Raw genomic sequence first — 17,846 nt, forward strand, 5'->3', positions numbered from 1 at the left:
TAGGCAGGTTCGTATCTTTGAGATTCCTTGTGGTTGTGATAGCACATAAGTTTTTATTTCCTCTTGCAATTGCTTTCGCTTGTTTGTAGTGTAACATCGTCCACTATCTGTATTGCCCACTTGTTCTATTTGTTGAAAAAATATATCAAACCATTGCATTTCCATTATTTCAATTTTTTGCGACAATCCATAATAATCAAGACAGATTCCCACTCCAAATTCCTTTGCCGTCTTTATCATTCTTGATTTTGCAAAATAATGGAATTCACTATCAGCCTTTTTAAGTGGGCGACTTGATAGAAAATCTACGCCCAAACACTCTGTATTTGAATCTGCATATACACTACTAATACATAAAAACAAAAACAAACAAAGTTTTTTCATCACATAAACTCTCCCTTTACAATAATTCCCAAAAACAGAGTTCTCGGACAAATATAGCTTCTTTATAATAGTCTAAATAATTTGTCTCATCTAAAAACCCTTTCCCATTCCATAGAGTCGTATGTCCCCCTGCATTTCCCCAACCCTCTATCACCATAGTTACAATGCCTTTAATCTTTAAAGAACATAAAGCATTAAAGAAATTTTTGTTATTTCTGCGAATCTCTGCTACCCTTGTTGGATTAAAAATATTACCATATATATCTGCCAATGTTTTAAAAGGTTCTTTTCTGTAATCATAAAATATTTTATAAAAATCTCTACCATTTGCTTGCGAGTAGGGTTTTAGTTGTTTCCAATTTTCTAGTAAAAGTCCCTTTATGCTAGACACTCCTGTATAATATTTATAATTATCTTTTCCTATAAGTTTTGTTCCACTTGTGAGCTTTACTCTATTTTCTATGAGTGGCATACCACCATGATTTAGTGCATAACTCACACGCAGGGCACAAGTATTTATATAAGATTTAGAATCTCTATTAAACTCACGCAAAGCTTGTCCTCCCACTTTCTCATATCGCTTTTGTGCTTGGGCTAGTTCGGCTCTATGATATGCTACATTGTCTGAAGCTCCTTCCTGTATCGCTTTTTCAATTGCGCTATAATACTCCGCTTTACCAATCTCATTTATTTCTATGTATGCATTGCTTACACTTTCCCATGCGGGTCTTTTAAGATTCAATGTTGTCATTAATTGTTTAGACATAGACTTCTACTTCTCCTATGGTAATATATCTATCTTTAAAAATATCATAGAGTATAGCCCTATTATTGTTAATTTTGCTTTGCAAATTAAATTTATCATTGCTAGTTTTAATAAGCACCTCCACTTTCTCCCCATTCTCATACCCTTGTGTAATGATATGTAGATTTAAATCACTAGAATGCCTTGAATCTCCTTGCAATCTTATCATATCATTACCATAGCTAAAACATATCTCTAGCATCTTCTTTTCTTTGTTTTCTTGTATCCATTGTTTGTAAGAAATGCTTTTATATTTTTGTTCTATCATACAACCTAAATATTTCTCTTTATAGCTACTATTCACTTACATTCTTTGCAGTATTTTTTGACTATGCGTTCTACTTCAAACTGATAGCCCGAACCATATCCTGCACCATAATAAAACATTTTTATGCAACCTTTAAAATTTTTATAACTTAACTCTGGATTCTTATCATTAACACCATAAAATTCTTTTTCTGTATCAATATATTGCTTTAGCTCATTAAAAGCGGTTTTTGAATCCATTATCTTTATCTTATGCCTAGTGGGGTCAAGCGATAAATTATCAATATCCTTTTTCATCTCATTTTCATCATTTATGCCCGTGCAATATGCCAAGCCTAACCAACCCAACTCTGCGACCTTTCTATAAGAATCCAAAAACTCCTCCGCATTTGCAGAATAAAAACAAAAAAACAATGAAACAAAAAAATATACTCTTTTTTTCATTTTGTACCTACTTTGTTTTTTAATTCCCAAAACTGAAAATCTACTACATTATGATTGCCAATCAAATAATTTTCACTAATCTTAAAGTCCTCAAAACGCTTGTGTTTCCCATTCCATAGAGTTGTGTGTCCTCCCACATATTCAGCTATCTAAGCTTCTACAATAATAAATTTTGCCCTTAATTCTACCATTTATTTACAATGTTTGCGGTATTTTTGCATTGTATCTTTATATCTCTTTTTATACTCCTTTGAAAACATAGCATCATCTAAGTAAATTTGATCTAAGATTCTAGCTATTTCTTGCATAAGTTCTTGGCTATCGTAGAGATTAAGACACGCATTTGTATAGTCTGGATTCTTCCTGTTTGTGTCTTGTTTATCATAAGTCTTAGCAAATTTTAGATTCGCTTTATCTATCATTCCATTATTTGCGTTTAATATTGTTGTTTTAGTAAAAAAAAGTAAGCTCATCTAAAAGATTGGTCGGCACTATATGCCATACATCAGGATGAGAATGAGAAATTATATACCTATCAACAAAATCACTTTGGGGATTAAATTCTTGCAAACATACAAACAAGGCATTCCGTTTGAGTTTTAATATCACCTCATCTACACTTTCCCAAGTATTAAGCAATTCCATAGGCAATGTTTGCTCTATGTCGTAAGAAAGATTAAACAATAGCAATATTGCTGATATTATTTTTTTCATTGTCTAGTGTCCAAAAGTAAAATTTTGTTACCACCACATTTGTTCCACCATCAATTAGATAGTCTGTCCCACCTATAAATCTTTGCTCATCTCCACTCCATAAAGTAGTATGTCCATAAGCATTTCCCCAACCACTTACTTGCATAACCACAATACCATTTTTCTTAAAGTTTTGCAACTCTTGTCTAAATGCTATATTATCATTTTTTGAATACATTTCTTTTGGATTGTATGGCTTTTCAAACCCCCATTTTACATATAAAAAATCCCTTATATATAGTAAATTTTATACAATCATTATTCAATTATCTGCGAGATACAATTTTTACTCTTTGGCATAATTGTGTAATCCTTAACATAAAGAGTTGCTTTGCCAAATAATCCTTGATGCAATGTGCCGTTAAAATAATAAATATTACAGATAGGCGATACACCCTCATTTTTGCTAAACTCCCTTTCTTTTTCGGCACTTTCAAACTCTAATTCCAAATCTACACCAATAAGATTTTGAGGAACTTCCAAATTCATCACATGCCATATTTCATTAGAAAGATTTGCGTTTTTATCTAAATCAATTTCACCATCTGTAAGTCTAGATTCTGTATCTTCTACCCTAAACACCCTATATCTTGGACACTCACATGCATACATCATATTTATCGCATACAATGTGATAGGCTTATCCACACTACACGCACAAAAGAATAACAACAATGCAATCAATACATATTGTCTCATATCATTTCCTTGTTAAAATTTATCCACCTTTTTTGCGTGGTTTTTTTGATGACCTTGCCATTTTGCCAAATAGCCCTTACTCCATGTCGATAATCTTGCTTTGCATTATCTTGCGTGTTATCAATATTTGGATTTGTTTTTGTGGTGTGTCCCACAACATATCCTTGTGGAATTTCTTCGGATAGATTTTTTGAAATACTATCAATCACATAAAGATCTCCGCCAGATTCACAACCATGTATTTCAATGATTGCTCCTTTTGAAATAAATCGATCAAATTTTACATCATATATTGTCCTTTTTTCCTCATGAGTGTCCCAAGCAGTCAGTAAATCTGCGGTTTTACTGGCATAAAGACTTGCATTTAATTTGTTTTCTTTAATGTCTTCACTCAACAATTCTTTATACATTGAAGCACCTTTATACATATATAATCCCCATTTACTACCATGAAAAAATAGATCTAATGAAGCAATAGATTCTATATTTTGTTCATTAATTTTATCTACTATAGTTTTTGCTGAATCCACAAATTCATGTATAAAAATATCATTAGGATAATAGTGCTTATAATCTTTTAGAACATTTATAGAAGCATAATAAAATGCCGCATTGTCTCCAATTTTTCTTGCACCACCATAAAATAAAAGATGAACTTGTTTATTTCTTTGTGGAGTTGATTTTTGAATGCTTGTCCTTATTGTCTCTGCCCCCATAAAGTCTTTTTTTGGATTAAGTATAGTTATACCATCTTCGCTATTTTCCCTAAATCCCCATAACTTACCCTTATAACCACCATTTATAAGGGTAATAGTCAGTAGGAAATCTATGCTTTGTTGTTTTGTGTTGTTTTGAGAGTTTTTAGATTCTCTGGCTTGTCTATCTTTAGATTCTATCATTGACAATACTTTTTATAAAGCTCCTGCTGGCAATTACTCACAGCCTCTTTGTCGCTATCAAAGGCACAAGGATACTTCTTTGCAATCCAATCTTTTTTAAACTGCTCACACATAGCTTCTTTTTCTTGCCTTTGCTGCTCATATATTTCAAGCATTTTTGGACTACAAGGATAGCTAGAATCTTGTGGAGATTCTATGTATGGGAGGCAGTATGTTACTTGGTTATTTGCCTTACATGAGCATGTATTCTCTGTATCTATATCAAGATTTGAAATACTCCCCGACACCACAAGATTGAGTCTGAAACAATACGTGATTTCATTAAAATTTCGTATGTCCTCTCGTTGCAGTATTTGTTTGCGTTTTTGATGACAAGCTTTATCATTTGGAGCACAACTATTTACAAAACATCTATGCTGTGAAAAATCAAATGCTTGACTTGTAAAAAATATGCAAAAAATCATCAAAAAATACCGCATTATACGACTTCCCTCAATCTTTGTAGGTCATTTACGCAAATTTGTGTATAAAAATATTGATCAGACTCATCATATACATAAAAATACCTAATGTTTATTTCAATATAACGCATATATTTTCGCAATAATACATCAAAAGAATTATGTTGAGAATGAAAGATTATATACCATTGTCTAAGTAGAAATAATAGCCTATCTTGCACTCTTTGATTATGCAAGGACACTGCACTATAGCTTCTTATTTCTATCGTAGCATCTGAAATTGATATATTCATTTCATTATCTCTTGAGTTAATGCTCTTTATTTTAAGACCTATACACCCCATTTTTTTGCAAAAACTTGCAACAAAGCTTTGGATATTTTGGTGATTTTCTTGTAATGTTTCTTTCCATTGTCCCATAAAGATATGTATATCACTATTATAAGCTTCTTGTATATCTTTGGATAGAGTAGAAAGCCAATCTTTTGCATAAATAGCCTTTATTCTCTCACTTAAGCATTTATTTTTAGCATAGATATTGTTACTCTTATATTCGGCAGTATTGTAAGATTCATACTCTTTGAGGTTGTCATAATCGAGTGTAGCCTTTGCGCTATATATAGCATTTTCTAAGAAATCTAACATTCCACTAAAACCTCTTAGATTTTGAATAAAACTGCCACTTTCTACATCAGGACAATTAAACTGATGTTTGGGGTTTGTAGCCAAGAGTTCAAAAGCTATCTTATCATCATTACTCGCTATAAGAATGCCTTGTGATATATCTATTTTTTCCTCTATTTCCTTTTCCTCCACTCCCTCCCCAAAGCTCCAATACTTCTCTTTATATCCTCCATTGATAAGCTTAAGTGTGAGTAGAGAATCTAAGTTTTGTTCTCTATCCTTAGATTCTATGAGAGAATCTAATCCATTGGCTAATGCAATCTCTAGCTTTTGTGTCTTATAAGGTGTGTGGAGTGTGAGGATAGTAGCATTACTAGGATTAGAATCTAATCCTATTTTTGCATAGTCTTTTATGTCTAAATCTTTATGATAGCAATACTCATATACATATGTATATCTACCAACACCATACTCTTTATCTTGGTATTCTTTATAGGCTTCTTTATAGATTTTTGGAATCTTTTGTGGGATAAGGAGTATAAGTAAAAGCATATTAGAATCCAGCTGTAAAGATACATATTTATACATATATTCTTTCATAAAAGATTGTTTAAGATTGGAATGCAATATAGAGAGTATATCTTGCAATGCTTTATCTAAGTTATGTATATCATGTAAATCTTTAGTATCTTTAGCTATATCAATAGTGATAGAATCTAGTGGAGTGTCATTATTTGATTCTATAATACTATCATTAAGCTTTAGTCTATATATAGGGAGATTGTCTTTTTGTAATGGAGTGATTTTATAATGCAGTCTTAGAGCTGGTTTATAGAGCTTTATTTGTGGCTCTAGCTTTTGTTTATTTTGCGTGTTAGAATCTATTGGCTTAGGGGAGTTTATTCTAAATGTATTAGGCTTTGGTGTAGCAATAAGAGGGAATCCTTTATCACTAAAGACATTGCCACTAACTAAATCCTGCATTATAGGATAATCATCATTATACTTTTTAAAAGCTCTAGCACTAGGGAGTATTACAGAAATAAGAGTGCATGGAGTAGGAACACCTGCGATATTATTAGTGCAGCCTATAATGTGAGAGTTGATTAAATCAGATTCTAGAATCATAGGTATGCCTTTAGACTTAAAAGGTTTACCTTTATTACTCTTTAGTTTTACTACTCCATTATGAGGACATTTGATTTCAGTATCCTCTAGTATTGGGTGGAGCATAGCGGTAGATTGAATAGAATCTTGGGTTTTAGAATCTTGGTCTTTTTGTTGCAAGGCTTGTCTGTGTTGTTGCTCTGTGTGTTTTGTAGGGGGAGTTTTGGTAGAGAGATTGATAGCGAAACGAGTGTCTATTGGTTGTATCTCTTGTATATCTGTATGTGTTGGCATAGTAATCCTTTATGTATTTATGTATGATTAGAATCTTATCTTGCATTCTCTTAGATTCATTGTGTATTCCCTTGATTCTTTTATACATTAGCTATATGCGTGATAATAGTAATTTGTCATAGATACTCTTGCATTATTATAAAAGATTTCTATATTATCACTCTCATCACTCATATATACCTCTCCCTTTTCTCCATAGAAAAATCTAGGATTGTCTATATCCTCTTTACCACCTCTAAGCAGTAAAGAGTAAAAATACACATCGCAGGGCAAAGTAAAGTCTAAACCTAAATCTTTTTCCAAGCTTTTAGAATCTATAATGCTGTTGTCTTTGGCGAAAATGGTTATTTTGTTAGATTTTACATAAACTTCATCAAGTTCTATTTTGACATTTTTCATTATATCTTGTGTGTCATTTCTATTATATTTTGGTTTTTTCACGATGATAGCTTCATCTAGGTTGCGTAGTAAATCTGCCCTACTAAAAATAAGATACTCTAATTTGTCATTTTCTATCATATTACCATTGCTATCTAGCTCATATGGATAATGCCAATAATAATATCTTAGATTATGAGCAATCTTATAAAGTTCTTTTCTCGTATCTATATAATCTTGGGTAAGATGCTCATTTGATAGACAAAACATAGTAACAAAGCTTGACTTATAGCCTAGAGTCTTTATTAAAATATCTTTCTCTTTTATACATTCATCGCCATTTTTATGCACCATAATAAAAAACTGACACTGATAGAGCGCATAGATTTTGGCAATACTAGATTCTAGTGTGAATGTATCTATATCATTTGTATCTAAGATTTGTAGGTAAGTATCTTGGATTTGATATGCAAGTAGGCAATCAATGAAATTGTCTTTCTTAAATGATTGAGTATCTAAATGTGAGACAAAGGCATTTGTATGTAAGCATATTGGATACAGCACACAATCCAAAGGACCTATCTCTGCATTAAACTTTTTCTTTTTATCATTTCCCCAAGCAGTTTTTTCAAGCTTACTAAAATGGAGTTTGTAAAATTTGCTTTGAAAAAGGAGGCATTGGATAAAGTCATTCAAAGAATCTAGTGTTTGGGCAATGTTAAAATCCTTACATCTATTTTCATTAGGCTCATAAGAGAGAATATAAGCATAAAGATAAAGAGATTCAACAAATTCTTTGAGATAATGTGAATGCTTTCCTACATTGATTAAATGCAACGCCTCTGTATTTTTATAATCTAGCCTATCACCTAGTGTTAATCCTAGCTTTATGCCTAAATCCGATATAACAGAAGTAGTAGGCTCATAAAATTGCTGCCAAGCATAACTTAGGCTATCATCGTTTTTCATAGCTGCCCTAATAGAATCTAAATGATGTATGGCTACTCCAAGATTATTCCCTTTTTGCGCCTTTTTTGCACTATCTCCCAATGTCTCAAATATCTCTGTATCTTTATGAGTTTCCATAAGTCTTATTGCATTATCGGTACCACCCTCATAGCCCGAAGCTTGCAAAGACTTATCAAGCACTTTTCGTGTAAAGCCATTGGGGTTAAAGAGTTTGGCGACACTCCTTACTAGCTTTACAAGAAGTTTCCATATCACCCTAAGCACTCGTAAGAATATAACCATAGCGGAAGTGATAATGCCTCCAAGTCCGGGAGCATTATAGGTATAAAGCTCTTTTACTACAACAGGATAGCCCATAACAAACACTTGTGCCAAGTGCCCTCCTAATGAATGTCCTGTGGTCGTAACTCTAATGTTATTTGATGAGAAATATTTGTTAATGCTTTGATAGGATTGATAGTTATCTTGCAAAGATTCTAGATTGTGATTATAAACATAACTATTTGCATTTTCAATAGATAGTTTGTGATGAGCTATGATAGTTCTAAATATGCTTTTAGAGAGTAGCTCTAGTGCTTTTGCTTGGGTGATAGCTACACCAGTAGTAGCAAGCAATACATCAGCACCTAAGACGTCAGTCAAAACACCTTTGCTATCTGCCTCTGTGCCTCTAAAGGCGATGATATATGAAAAGTCATTTTCAAGCTTTCTTGCATTTGTGGCTGTATCTAGTTCCCCTAAATCTCTAAATATTGTAGCAGAGAATCCACTAAGTGTATTTGGGATATGATGAATTAATTCATAACGATTGACAAAGTTTTTAGTGCGGTGGGAGAGGGTGGCCTGAAGTGATATATCTTTGATAGATTTTATTTGTTTGTCTTTACCATCATCATCTTTGATTATCATTTCATTGCAAAATCGTGCTTCGATAGCTCGGGCGTAGGTGGTGTTGGAATCTTTTTTGATAATTGTGAGAAGCTCTTTTTTTGAATTTATAATTTCTATATCATCACATACTATATGACCTTTTGTTAGATTGTCGCCAAATATTTTATTCCATTCATCTATCTTATATACTTCATCTAATAAAGCATAACTCGCATCGGCACAATCCGCCATATCTTTGAATCTATTAATCATTATTTTATTTGTCATTATTTTTCTCCTCCATATAAAATTTATTTTTTGATGTTGCTTCTCTGTCTATCGTCTCTTTTGTTTCCCAATAAAATCCTCTGCCCTCATCGCCTTTTAACCATAAACCATAATGCGTATAAGTAAATCCTTTAATATACGATATGATATGTTCTTTTCCGTTAGAATCTATATAATAAACCTCAAATCTCTTATATTCAGTAAGCCTACTATCTAATTGCCTAATGGTTTCATCGGTGTTATATTTTACATCATAACCATTTGATAAAATATTTTTGACTCCTTTTTTATTATATTCTTGAAATAAATCTTTATCATAAATATAAAACCCACTTTCTTTCTCCACTAAATCCAGAAACTTATACCACTGCGGATCAAAATATTTAAACGAGCAACCACTCAACATAAATATTACTACCAAGATTCCAAAGATTGCTAAAATAGCATTAATCATTCTCACACTATTTCCTTTGTAGATTCTGTGCCTCTAAAGGCGATGATATATGAAAAGTCATTTTCAAGCTTTCTTGCATTTGTGGCTGTATCTAGTTCCCCTAAATCTCTAAATATCGTAGCAGAGAATCCACTAAGAGTATTTGGGATATGAGAGACTAACTCATAGCGATTGACGAAGTTTTTAGTGCAAGTAGAAGGAACTTGTTGTTTAGAATCTATAACACTATTGTCTCTAGCAAAGATGCTTACTTTGTTATTGTATTGCAATATGAGATTGTTAAAGCTAAGGGGTGTATTAGCAAGATAGCTGTTGTTAGAATCTAGGGAGTTAGTAGAAGTATTAGCATTGGCTTGGGGATTACTAAAAGTGCGAATATGAGAGTCTTTAAGAGAATCTAAGAATATAATTTTTGTATCTCTATCATTAGATTCTAAGATGAGATAAGAATCTTTGATATAGGCATTGTTGTTTGTGTTTAGATTCTGTGTAGTATTTGCAGTATAAGCATTTGCTAGATTCTGTGTGGTGCTTGTAGTATTACCTTTAGAGAATCTTACTTGTCGTTGTGCTTGTCTTTCTTTGTCTCTTTGTTTTCTTTGCTGCTCTCTTTGGTATTCTTGGAGTTTAGATTCTCTCTCTTTAGAATCTAATCCTTGTAGTTGTTGCTCTAGCTCTTGTTGCTGTTTTTGTAATTCTTGTATTTCTTTATCTTGTATTTGCTTTCTTATTTGCATTATGGCGTTATAGAGGGATATTCTCTCATTGATGTAGTCTTGGGTTAGGGTTTGTTTGTCAGCAATAAAGATAGTATAAAAGTCAGATTTGTAGTTATAAAACTCTCGCCAATTAGATTCTCTTAATAATGGCTCTTTATTAGAATCTAAAAGTATATAATTCTCACAGAAAAAGAGGGCTTTAAGGAGGTGTAAGGGAGAGTTTGGTGTGAGGGAGTGTATATCTTTAGGATTAAGCTTTTGGATATAGGCTACCTTTGGATTTGTAAATGAAATAATAGGAATAGGCTTATACGCATTAAATTCTGTATTAGTTTTTTGAATATTATGGTAGAGCCTTTGCATTTCTTGTTGTAGAGATTGTGTTTTAGATTCTGGATTTTCATTTTGTGAAAAACTACACATTATCATATCTTGATTAAAAAGATTGGTGTAGTTTTTATCATTGCTATATAGTGAGCAGATATTGTTTTGGAGGGTTTTAAAGCTTGGGTAAAATTCGTGGATTGTGTTAAGGGCTTTGGTGGAAAAAATTGTCGAAGCAAATAATGTTCTTGGAACTGCATTTATACTTTGTTCCGCAATAATTCTTAATGGTTGAGATTGTATTTTTGCCGTAACCTTATTCCCTGCTTTTATTGTGGAAGATATTCCAGATGTAATCGCAAAAGAACCAATGTAATACAATGGTCTTTCTTTAAAATCTTGTATTAACATTTCTTTCGCTGCCATTCTAGTTTCTTCGTTATTCAAAAAAGTTCTAATACCTTTCCAAAATAATTTCACTTCCTCAATGGCTTCTTGCTGATGATAATCTTTTATCACGATACTACCATGTTGCCAATCACGCAATCCAGAGATTCTGCTTAGAAAATCTCCAAAATTATAGGCAGCAACCCAAAAAGATGCAATCCCTTCGCCAAAATCACTTAAATGGTCTGTAAAATCTTTATTGTTTTCTGCCATTTTCTATCTCCTCTCAATTTTTACTATCTTTATAAAATGGCATTATACATACAATGCCAAAATTTATGATATGCCAAAAAGCAATGCTGATTATAATAATGAGCCACCATTGCATCGGCGGAAAAACAAGCCATACGAACAATGCACAAAATACATTGCCAAGAATAACATCCGTTGGTAAAAATCTTAAGAACATATAAAACACTGCTTTGGGTTTATGTCGAGTTTGACAATTTTTGCATACAATGCTGAATTTATTCTTTTCAGATACTTCATACAAATTCCAAATACTCTGCAATTTATTAATATTATTCCCACACACTTCACATTTTTTATATAACAACATTGCATTCCTTTTAACTTGCTAGATTGATAGTATAACATAATTTTTCAGTATCCTCTAGGATTGGGTGAAGCATAGCGGTGCTTGTAGGATTGTCATTAGCAGAAGCATTAGCTTCGTGGCAATCTCTCATTGTCTTTTCTCTCTCTACTATCTCTTTAGATTCAGAGGAGTTACATTCTAGCTTGATATTGAGGCTAGAGTCTAGTAGGGAGTAGTTTAGAATAGTAAGCCTAGAGCCATTTAAAAACACATCTAAGGTGCTTAGGGAATTGTTAGAATCTGCATTGCTAGAATCTCTATTGTTGCTTGTAGATTCTATAAGCTCATCACTTGCTTGGAGGTGATACACAGGCTTAGATTCTATAAACACTCCTTTAGAATCTAACTCACCAAAAAAGCATTCGTTATAGGGTTTATTAGATTCTGTGCCGCCTGTGAGTTCTACTCCCATAAAGTATAGCTTGGAATTTATAGAATCTATGCCTTTAGATTCTAAGACTTTACAGTCTATGGTTTGGTTATTATAAGCTCGTATTTCCTCTATGTGTTTTGTATCTTTATTGCTCATATATTACTCCTCACATACTACTGATTTTCGTAATGCGTGTAGAGATTTACTCCAATAGCTCAAATCATCGTTGCCACTTAGGATAGCTATATGGCTTTTGTTGGTAGAATCTATAAAGCTTTCTGACATATTGGAATAATGGTAATTTTTATATACAGCCCTGCACAACATCTCATCACGCAAGATTAATATAAACGAGGCATTATGATTAAGTGTCCAATTACAATCTGGAATATTTGGGTCTATCTGCTCTATGGGGTAAGCGATATAGTCTTTTGTGTTTTCATCTCTATGTTTAGAATCTAAAAGCATTCTTGTCTGAAGCTCATCATTCCACATAATAAAAGTAAAATCCCCTTGTATATTTGTGTATCCTAGATTCTTAACTTTTGTGAGGAGTCTCTCTAATTGCTCATTGATACGATTATATACTCGCATAAAATCAGAGCTTTTAGTAATAAAATCTTTAAGCTTATTTTCATAATACTTTTGATTTTGTGTGATAGTCCTTTTGCATTCTGTGCTTATATTAAGCCCTTTTGTGATGTCCCCCTCAATCTTTAAAGCACAAAATATTTTATTTTGTGTCATACTTCTAGCCCAAGTCCTAAAGGCTTTTGCTCCAGCAATAGATTCTAAGTTAGAATCTATACTTTGGAATTTGCGAAACACTGCATAAAGATATTGTAAATAATGAAATTTTTGAAGCAAAGAATCTCTAGTAGAAATATTATCAGGTAGCCACTCCTCATTGTCGATAATCTCTATGCCTATGGAATCGAGTTTGTTGAGAACCCAAGTAACGCAGTTGTGGATATTTGGAAACCAATTAAGACTAATTGGTAGATTTACAGGAGTAGAGTTGTAATACATTGTATTTTGCATATTTTCTAATGAAGTAGAGAGCTGAAAATCACTTGATTGCATAGTGGCGTTTCTATTTTGTGTGAATCTAACTTCCTTTTTAATAGATTCTACTAACACTTCATATTGTTCTTTTGAGATTTCAAACACACAGCGGTTTTGTTGCCAAAAGGTAGAGAGTGAGCGTTCTTTGTAATAATAGGGCTCTACATATTCATTGACTACATTATTACTCTCTGGTGCATATTGGTTATTCTCATACACCTTGCCCCAATGATTTGTATCGTGTGTAACGGGACCAAAGCCAAAGAATCCTTCGCCTTCAAATTCATCGCTTAATATACTAGGATACACTCTCTCATACCATTTGCCTTTGTCTTTTTTGATAGTATTAAAATAATAGCCTATCAGTGAATCATATCGTGGATTAGAATATTTCTCTATCTCAATATTACTTTGTGAATCTAATTCATCAGGGTGCGTATGTGTTAAACCTAAAAATGCGTGAGGAATGGTAAAGGGTATAAAATCTAGTTTTGGTTTCATCGTATCGATATAGATTGTTACGAAGTATTGCATAGGGAATCCTTAGTTATTAATTATTTGCTAAAACCGCCATTAGCAAGATGATAAGCCGCAAGCCACCAATAGCTATTTATGCTTATAAAAACAAACCAAAAGCTTGGCTTGTAGATTCTGTATTGTATAGTATTTGTCTTTTCTAAAAAGAAGTAAATGATAAACATTAAGGTATGGCAGAGTGTGAAAAATAAAGAAAAATTACCAAAACCACCCAATATATGAAGATCTGTTTCTATACCAAAAATATATAGCAATAATCCTACTAACTGAAAGAGTAAAAAAACTAAGATAGAGCAAAAAATAACAGACACTATCATCAATGCCACGCACACAAAGCAATCTAGGATAAATTTAGAAAAATCAAATTTTTCTTTTTTCACACGATTTCCTTAAAGTTAGAATCTAATATACTAGGATATACCCTTATCGCCTTGTTTATCTAATTCATCAGGTGATTTACCTTTAGTAAGTCCTAAGAAAGCGTGAGTAAAACCCTCAAAATCAAATAATGGGTCAATATAGATAGTTACAAAATATTTCATTTATAAAATCCTCCTCTTAAGTCAAATACAATATAGATAACTATAATATAAACCAAGCCAACAAAACAGGTATAAAATAATCTTTGCTTCTTTGTAATATACAAAATAACACCAATAATGAGTGCTACAATGCAAGAAAAATATTCATTGTAAAAATAGATGATAGTTATTATCATAGACAATATAAATGAGATTGTATTTTCTTTATATAATAAATTTAGCAAGAAAATAAGCCACATAAAAATAAAGCAAAAAAAAATGGTTGATATAAAATGCAACAAATATCTTATCAAGTGAAATACCCTCTTTATTAACACCATATGTATATACAATCATCGAAAATACATATACTACTCCAACACTACACACAAACCACGCAATCTGTCCGCTTGTAATAGAATCTATTCCTTTAGATTCTAGCTTTGCTTTGAGTGTTGAATAGAGAGGAATTTTCAAGCCACTTGCCTTTTGGTAGGAGGATTAGGACAACCTACAATAGAGCTATAGAGTAAATCAGATTCTAAAATAAAAGGGATATTCTTATCTGTAATACTTTTACCCTTATTAGATTTTAATTGCACTACTCCATTATGAGGACACTTTATTTCATTATCTTCTAGTAGAGGGTGAAGCATAGCAGTGCTTAAAGGTTTGCTTTGTTCTTTGTGTTGTTTTTGTTCTCTTTGTATGATAGCTTTATCTTGTTTTTCTTTAGATTCTTTGTTTGTTAATGTGAGTTTGATGTTTAAGCTAGAATCTTGTAGAGAATAATTTAAAAGAGTAAAAGTAGAAGAGTTTAAAAAGATAGTAAGTGTGCCTAGATTATTTTCTTCATCTTTGGGGGAGAAGTGATAGATGGGTTTAGATTCATCTAATCCTATATTGGATTTAGTATCTGGTGTGCCAAAGAAAAAGGGATTAGATTGTATTTCAGATGAACCTAGTAGGAGGGTGGAATAGAAAAAGATTTGAGTAGAGGGAGAGTTAAGAATATCTAAACTTATAGGTGAATCTTGTTTTGTATTATTGCTCTCTGTATTTGTATTCACATATTCTTGCAGTAGAGATTCTAATTCTTGTATGTCTAAGTAAGTTTTATCTTTAGTGAATATGTCTATTTTATTGTTATGGATATGGAGGAGGTGAGACATTGAGATGTTGTTAAAGAATTGAACATTGTTTGATGATGAAGTAACATTAGAGTTTAGCTTATCTAAAAATATGATTGTTATAGATTTGTCTTGAGATTCTAAGATAAGATTGGAATGTTTGTTTAATCTTGCTTGTTGTTGCTCTTGTCTTTGTTTGTCTCTTAATGCTTTTTCTTGTTCTCTTTGTAACTCTTTGAGTTGAGATTCTTTTTGCTTAGAATCTAAGTTTTGCAAGGATTGTTCTAAGATTTCTTGTTGCTTTTGTAATTCTTGTAATTCTTGCTTTTGCTTTTCTTGTTTAAGTTGAGAAATAGATTTATAGAGGGATTTTCTAGCTTCTAAGTATTCATCAGTTACAGAATCTTTGTGGAAGAGGAAAGAAAGATAAAAAGATGATTTATAATTATAAAATTCCCTTGTATTATTTCCATACAACAAATTATCATCATCAAAATATATACTACTTTCACACTGATATAAAGCTTTTAAATAAATTGTTTCGGAATCTTTATTGAGATTATCTATATCTTGTGCAGTCAATAAATTACATTTAATCATTTTATTTCCTCCGAGATTTTTATTGTATCATTTAATTCCTTTAATTGTTTAGTGGTTAGATTTCTCCAAGCGTTACTAAAACCTCTAGGTATGATTGCTTTATCTGGTAATATATAGGGATTGGGGTAAAGTTTATCAGTCATATCAACACCATTAATAAATGTTTCCTTATGATTATAATTTCCTGAAAATCTTTGCATTATTCTTTGTGTAGTTTTATGACAATGAGCTACACTAAGCTGCTGCATTTCTTGTTCTGTAAAATAAAAATCAGCTTCCCTAATATAGTCAATCATAAAACCTCCAACATAATTTACAAGTTTTTCAACTTGTTTGCTTATCCACCAAGAAATAGCCACTCCTCCTATAAAAATAGCTATCCCAACTACCACTGCACCGACAATACTTACACTTGCAATGGCTGTGGCTATAAATGCAGTAATAGCAATTCCTGCGGAAGCTACAACACCAATTTGAAAGATTCTATCTGCTACGATTGTTGCTCCTACTTTCAAGACTACCTTTAATCCATCACCTGTTTTTTGATATTCAATGAGAGCATCAACAGCAAGGAGTTGATTGCTTACACGAGTGAGAATAAATCTAAAGGGTTTTACTATGTGTTTGAGTTTTTCGGATTGCTCTGCAATGGTCGTAAGATTTCCAAAACTATCAACCTTATCTTTAAAAGATTGTATATCTTTCTGATGAAAAGGGTCATCTTGTTCTTTCTTTTCTTGGCTTTTCTCTTGCAATGCTTTTATCTTTGCTTCATCTTGTTCTTGCTCCATTTCTTTTAACATTACTATTGCATTGTCTGCTATATCTGCTTTTTTAAGGACTCTTATTAGTGTTTCTACCTCTTGCTTATCAACTTCATTTTCTGGCTTTATGATAATTTCTATTTTATCGCTCATTTGCACACCTTGAGGTTGGATTGGATAGTGGAGATAACTTTTTCGTCTTGAGAATTTTTTTGTATCACTTTTTCCACTTCGACTTTGAAACCTTTTGCCTTATCAGATTTTGCGGTATATTTATCTAATTGTGCCGATATGGTTTTAAAATGTGATTTAGAAGTATTGAATCTTTGTATAGCGCGTTGAATATCTTGCCGATTAACATCGCAAGTATTGCTTTCAATGTCGCTTAGAAACAAAGAATTAAAGGCATTATAAAATATAGCCATTCCAGCATAATAAATTCCCAATTTGTCTAGCGAAGCCTTTTCTAATTTTTTTAGGGTTTGAAAAGTCATTGCTAATACGAGATTCTAAAAAATCCAAAAAGTTTTGGTAATCTTGGGTGCGTTCTTTGTCGTGTAAGATGAAATAAGTTTGATTAGGATTGAAATCTCGTTCTTTGGATAGTAAATCCGCAATAATAAATAATTTTGTTTTTATCATTCTTCCGACATCTACAATCGTCTGCAACGCTCCATTCTCATCATCATAAGGCAAAATAAAATTTGACAGAATTTCAGTATTATCAATCGCCTTTTGAATGTCTTGCAAGTTTTGATGAATGGTAGCATTTATATTAAGTGCATTTAGGCTTTCTTGGGTAAGATTTTGGATAGATTCTAACTCCCTAGCCGAATCTTTTTCATACCACTCTATGAATGGAGCAAGTTCAGCTTTGGCATTATTTACGATATTATCCACTTCTTTATTTATATCCATTATCCACATTACAAGGCTAATCACCAAATACGCAATAAAGGCTATAATTCCGACATAAAAGCTGATTCTTTTGATATAATTACCATTGAATTTAGTTTGCATTGATTCTCCCTTACATTCTACTTCTCAATTTTTCTCACCACTTTCAACACCCT

At 32.2% G+C, this 17,846-nt stretch carries 23 protein-coding genes; all 23 read right to left on the reverse strand.

Going from position 1 to position 17,846, the window contains the following annotated elements; genetic code table 11:
* On the reverse strand, positions 1-384 hold a 384-nt coding region (locus HCCG_RS10505; RefSeq protein ID WP_034548546.1), incomplete at its 3' end, for a hypothetical protein.
* Between the two features lie 16 nt (positions 385-400).
* On the reverse strand, positions 401-1,150 hold the full coding sequence (locus tag HCCG_RS11760; RefSeq protein ID WP_015453695.1) for a type VI secretion system amidase effector protein Tae4: 750 nt from the start codon (positions 1,148-1,150) through the stop codon (positions 401-403).
* On the reverse strand, positions 1,143-1,493 hold the full coding sequence (locus HCCG_RS10520) for a hypothetical protein (protein WP_002957533.1): 351 nt from the start codon (positions 1,491-1,493) through the stop codon (positions 1,143-1,145). Before HCCG_RS10520 ends, HCCG_RS11760 begins: the two co-directional genes overlap by 8 nt.
* Entirely contained in the window at positions 1,490-1,900 is a 411-nt protein-coding gene (locus HCCG_RS10525) for a hypothetical protein (RefSeq protein ID WP_002957534.1), read from the reverse strand. The genes HCCG_RS10520 and HCCG_RS10525 overlap by 4 nt, the downstream gene beginning before the upstream one ends.
* A gap of 191 nt (positions 1,901-2,091) precedes the next feature.
* Positions 2,092-2,322: a hypothetical protein gene (locus HCCG_RS10530; protein WP_230197955.1), complete on the reverse strand. Its 231-nt coding sequence runs from the start codon at positions 2,320-2,322 to the stop codon at positions 2,092-2,094.
* A gap of 28 nt (positions 2,323-2,350) precedes the next feature.
* Entirely contained in the window at positions 2,351-2,614 is a 264-nt protein-coding gene (locus tag HCCG_RS10535) for a hypothetical protein (RefSeq protein WP_002957536.1), read from the reverse strand.
* Entirely contained in the window at positions 2,577-2,888 is a 312-nt protein-coding gene (locus HCCG_RS10540; protein WP_081445335.1) for a T6SS effector amidase Tae4 family protein, read from the reverse strand. Before HCCG_RS10540 ends, HCCG_RS10535 begins: the two co-directional genes overlap by 38 nt.
* 23 nt (positions 2,889-2,911) lie before the next feature.
* A complete protein-coding gene (locus HCCG_RS10545) occupies positions 2,912-3,352 on the reverse strand; it encodes a hypothetical protein (protein ID WP_002957538.1) in 441 nt (146 codons plus the stop codon).
* Positions 3,349-4,251, reverse strand: coding sequence for a hypothetical protein (locus HCCG_RS10550; protein WP_015453697.1), 903 nt, complete (start codon positions 4,249-4,251; stop codon positions 3,349-3,351). The genes HCCG_RS10545 and HCCG_RS10550 overlap by 4 nt, the downstream gene beginning before the upstream one ends.
* Positions 4,248-4,730: a hypothetical protein gene (locus HCCG_RS10555; RefSeq protein WP_015453698.1), complete on the reverse strand. Its 483-nt coding sequence runs from the start codon at positions 4,728-4,730 to the stop codon at positions 4,248-4,250. Before HCCG_RS10555 ends, HCCG_RS10550 begins: the two co-directional genes overlap by 4 nt.
* Complete coding sequence (locus HCCG_RS12655) at positions 4,730-6,736, reverse strand: hypothetical protein (protein ID WP_015453699.1); 2,007 nt, start codon at positions 6,734-6,736, stop codon at positions 4,730-4,732. The genes HCCG_RS10555 and HCCG_RS12655 overlap by 1 nt, the downstream gene beginning before the upstream one ends.
* 87 nt (positions 6,737-6,823) lie before the next feature.
* Positions 6,824-9,241: a hypothetical protein gene (locus HCCG_RS12660; RefSeq protein ID WP_015453700.1), complete on the reverse strand. Its 2,418-nt coding sequence runs from the start codon at positions 9,239-9,241 to the stop codon at positions 6,824-6,826.
* The gene (locus HCCG_RS10570) at positions 9,231-9,695 is read right to left on the reverse strand and encodes a hypothetical protein (protein WP_023947337.1); all 465 of its coding nucleotides are present in this window, start codon (positions 9,693-9,695) and stop codon (positions 9,231-9,233) included. The genes HCCG_RS12660 and HCCG_RS10570 overlap by 11 nt, the downstream gene beginning before the upstream one ends.
* Before the next feature lie 2 nt (positions 9,696-9,697).
* Entirely contained in the window at positions 9,698-11,398 is a 1,701-nt protein-coding gene (locus HCCG_RS10575; RefSeq protein ID WP_002957543.1) for a hypothetical protein, read from the reverse strand.
* A 13-nt stretch (positions 11,399-11,411) separates the two neighbouring features.
* Positions 11,412-11,744: a hypothetical protein gene (locus HCCG_RS10580; RefSeq protein ID WP_034548549.1), complete on the reverse strand. Its 333-nt coding sequence runs from the start codon at positions 11,742-11,744 to the stop codon at positions 11,412-11,414.
* Between the two features lie 10 nt (positions 11,745-11,754).
* On the reverse strand, positions 11,755-12,312 hold the full coding sequence (locus tag HCCG_RS10585; protein ID WP_002957544.1) for a hypothetical protein: 558 nt from the start codon (positions 12,310-12,312) through the stop codon (positions 11,755-11,757).
* 3 nt (positions 12,313-12,315) lie between these two features.
* Entirely contained in the window at positions 12,316-13,755 is a 1,440-nt protein-coding gene (locus HCCG_RS10590; RefSeq protein ID WP_002957545.1) for a hypothetical protein, read from the reverse strand.
* 20 nt (positions 13,756-13,775) lie between these two features.
* Positions 13,776-14,138 carry a hypothetical protein gene (locus HCCG_RS10595; protein WP_002957546.1) on the reverse strand — a complete coding sequence of 121 codons (363 nt, stop codon included), beginning with the start codon at positions 14,136-14,138 and terminating at the stop codon, positions 13,776-13,778.
* A 30-nt stretch (positions 14,139-14,168) separates the two neighbouring features.
* Positions 14,169-14,300 (reverse strand): hypothetical protein, encoded by a 132-nt coding sequence (locus tag HCCG_RS12895; RefSeq protein ID WP_015453701.1) that lies wholly within the window; start codon positions 14,298-14,300, stop codon positions 14,169-14,171.
* A gap of 204 nt (positions 14,301-14,504) precedes the next feature.
* Positions 14,505-14,756 (reverse strand): hypothetical protein, encoded by a 252-nt coding sequence (locus HCCG_RS10600; RefSeq protein WP_002957547.1) that lies wholly within the window; start codon positions 14,754-14,756, stop codon positions 14,505-14,507.
* The gene (locus HCCG_RS10605; RefSeq protein WP_002957548.1) at positions 14,753-16,009 is read right to left on the reverse strand and encodes a hypothetical protein; all 1,257 of its coding nucleotides are present in this window, start codon (positions 16,007-16,009) and stop codon (positions 14,753-14,755) included. Before HCCG_RS10605 ends, HCCG_RS10600 begins: the two co-directional genes overlap by 4 nt.
* Positions 16,006-16,926 (reverse strand): hypothetical protein, encoded by a 921-nt coding sequence (locus HCCG_RS10610; RefSeq protein ID WP_015453702.1) that lies wholly within the window; start codon positions 16,924-16,926, stop codon positions 16,006-16,008. The genes HCCG_RS10605 and HCCG_RS10610 overlap by 4 nt, the downstream gene beginning before the upstream one ends.
* 255 nt (positions 16,927-17,181) lie before the next feature.
* Positions 17,182-17,793, reverse strand: a complete 612-nt coding sequence (locus HCCG_RS10620; protein ID WP_002957551.1) for a hypothetical protein — start codon at positions 17,791-17,793, stop codon at positions 17,182-17,184.
* Between the last annotated feature and the right edge of the window lie 53 nt (positions 17,794-17,846).

Source organism: Helicobacter cinaedi CCUG 18818 = ATCC BAA-847, assembly GCF_000155475.1.
Taxonomy (GTDB): Bacteria; Campylobacterota; Campylobacteria; order Campylobacterales; family Helicobacteraceae; genus Helicobacter_C; species Helicobacter_C cinaedi.

Bases quoted from the DNA above. Each gene is read 5' to 3' on its own strand.
- HCCG_RS11760 (WP_015453695.1), bottom strand. From the start codon at position 1,150: ATGTCTAAACAATTAATGACAACATTGAATCTTAAAAGACCCGCATGG.
- HCCG_RS10525 (WP_002957534.1), bottom strand. From the start codon at position 1,900: ATGAAAAAAAGAGTATATTTTTTTGTTTCATTGTTTTTTTGTTTTTAT.
- HCCG_RS10530 (WP_230197955.1), bottom strand. From the start codon at position 2,322: ATGATAGATAAAGCGAATCTAAAATTTGCTAAGACTTATGATAAACAA.
- HCCG_RS10535 (WP_002957536.1), bottom strand. From the start codon at position 2,614: ATGAAAAAAATAATATCAGCAATATTGCTATTGTTTAATCTTTCTTAC.
- HCCG_RS10545 (WP_002957538.1), bottom strand. From the start codon at position 3,352: ATGAGACAATATGTATTGATTGCATTGTTGTTATTCTTTTGTGCGTGT.
- HCCG_RS10550 (WP_015453697.1), bottom strand. From the start codon at position 4,251: ATGATAGAATCTAAAGATAGACAAGCCAGAGAATCTAAAAACTCTCAA.
- HCCG_RS10555 (WP_015453698.1), bottom strand. From the start codon at position 4,730: ATGCGGTATTTTTTGATGATTTTTTGCATATTTTTTACAAGTCAAGCA.
- HCCG_RS12655 (WP_015453699.1), bottom strand. From the start codon at position 6,736: ATGCCAACACATACAGATATACAAGAGATACAACCAATAGACACTCGT.
- HCCG_RS12660 (WP_015453700.1), bottom strand. From the start codon at position 9,241: ATGACAAATAAAATAATGATTAATAGATTCAAAGATATGGCGGATTGT.
- HCCG_RS10570 (WP_023947337.1), bottom strand. From the start codon at position 9,695: ATGATTAATGCTATTTTAGCAATCTTTGGAATCTTGGTAGTAATATTT.
- HCCG_RS10575 (WP_002957543.1), bottom strand. From the start codon at position 11,398: ATGGCAGAAAACAATAAAGATTTTACAGACCATTTAAGTGATTTTGGC.
- HCCG_RS10580 (WP_034548549.1), bottom strand. From the start codon at position 11,744: ATGTTGTTATATAAAAAATGTGAAGTGTGTGGGAATAATATTAATAAA.
- HCCG_RS10585 (WP_002957544.1), bottom strand. From the start codon at position 12,312: ATGAGCAATAAAGATACAAAACACATAGAGGAAATACGAGCTTATAAT.
- HCCG_RS10590 (WP_002957545.1), bottom strand. From the start codon at position 13,755: ATGCAATACTTCGTAACAATCTATATCGATACGATGAAACCAAAACTA.
- HCCG_RS12895 (WP_015453701.1), bottom strand. From the start codon at position 14,300: ATGAAATATTTTGTAACTATCTATATTGACCCATTATTTGATTTTGAG.
- HCCG_RS10605 (WP_002957548.1), bottom strand. From the start codon at position 16,009: ATGATTAAATGTAATTTATTGACTGCACAAGATATAGATAATCTCAAT.
- HCCG_RS10610 (WP_015453702.1), bottom strand. From the start codon at position 16,926: ATGAGCGATAAAATAGAAATTATCATAAAGCCAGAAAATGAAGTTGAT.
- HCCG_RS10620 (WP_002957551.1), bottom strand. From the start codon at position 17,793: ATGCAAACTAAATTCAATGGTAATTATATCAAAAGAATCAGCTTTTAT.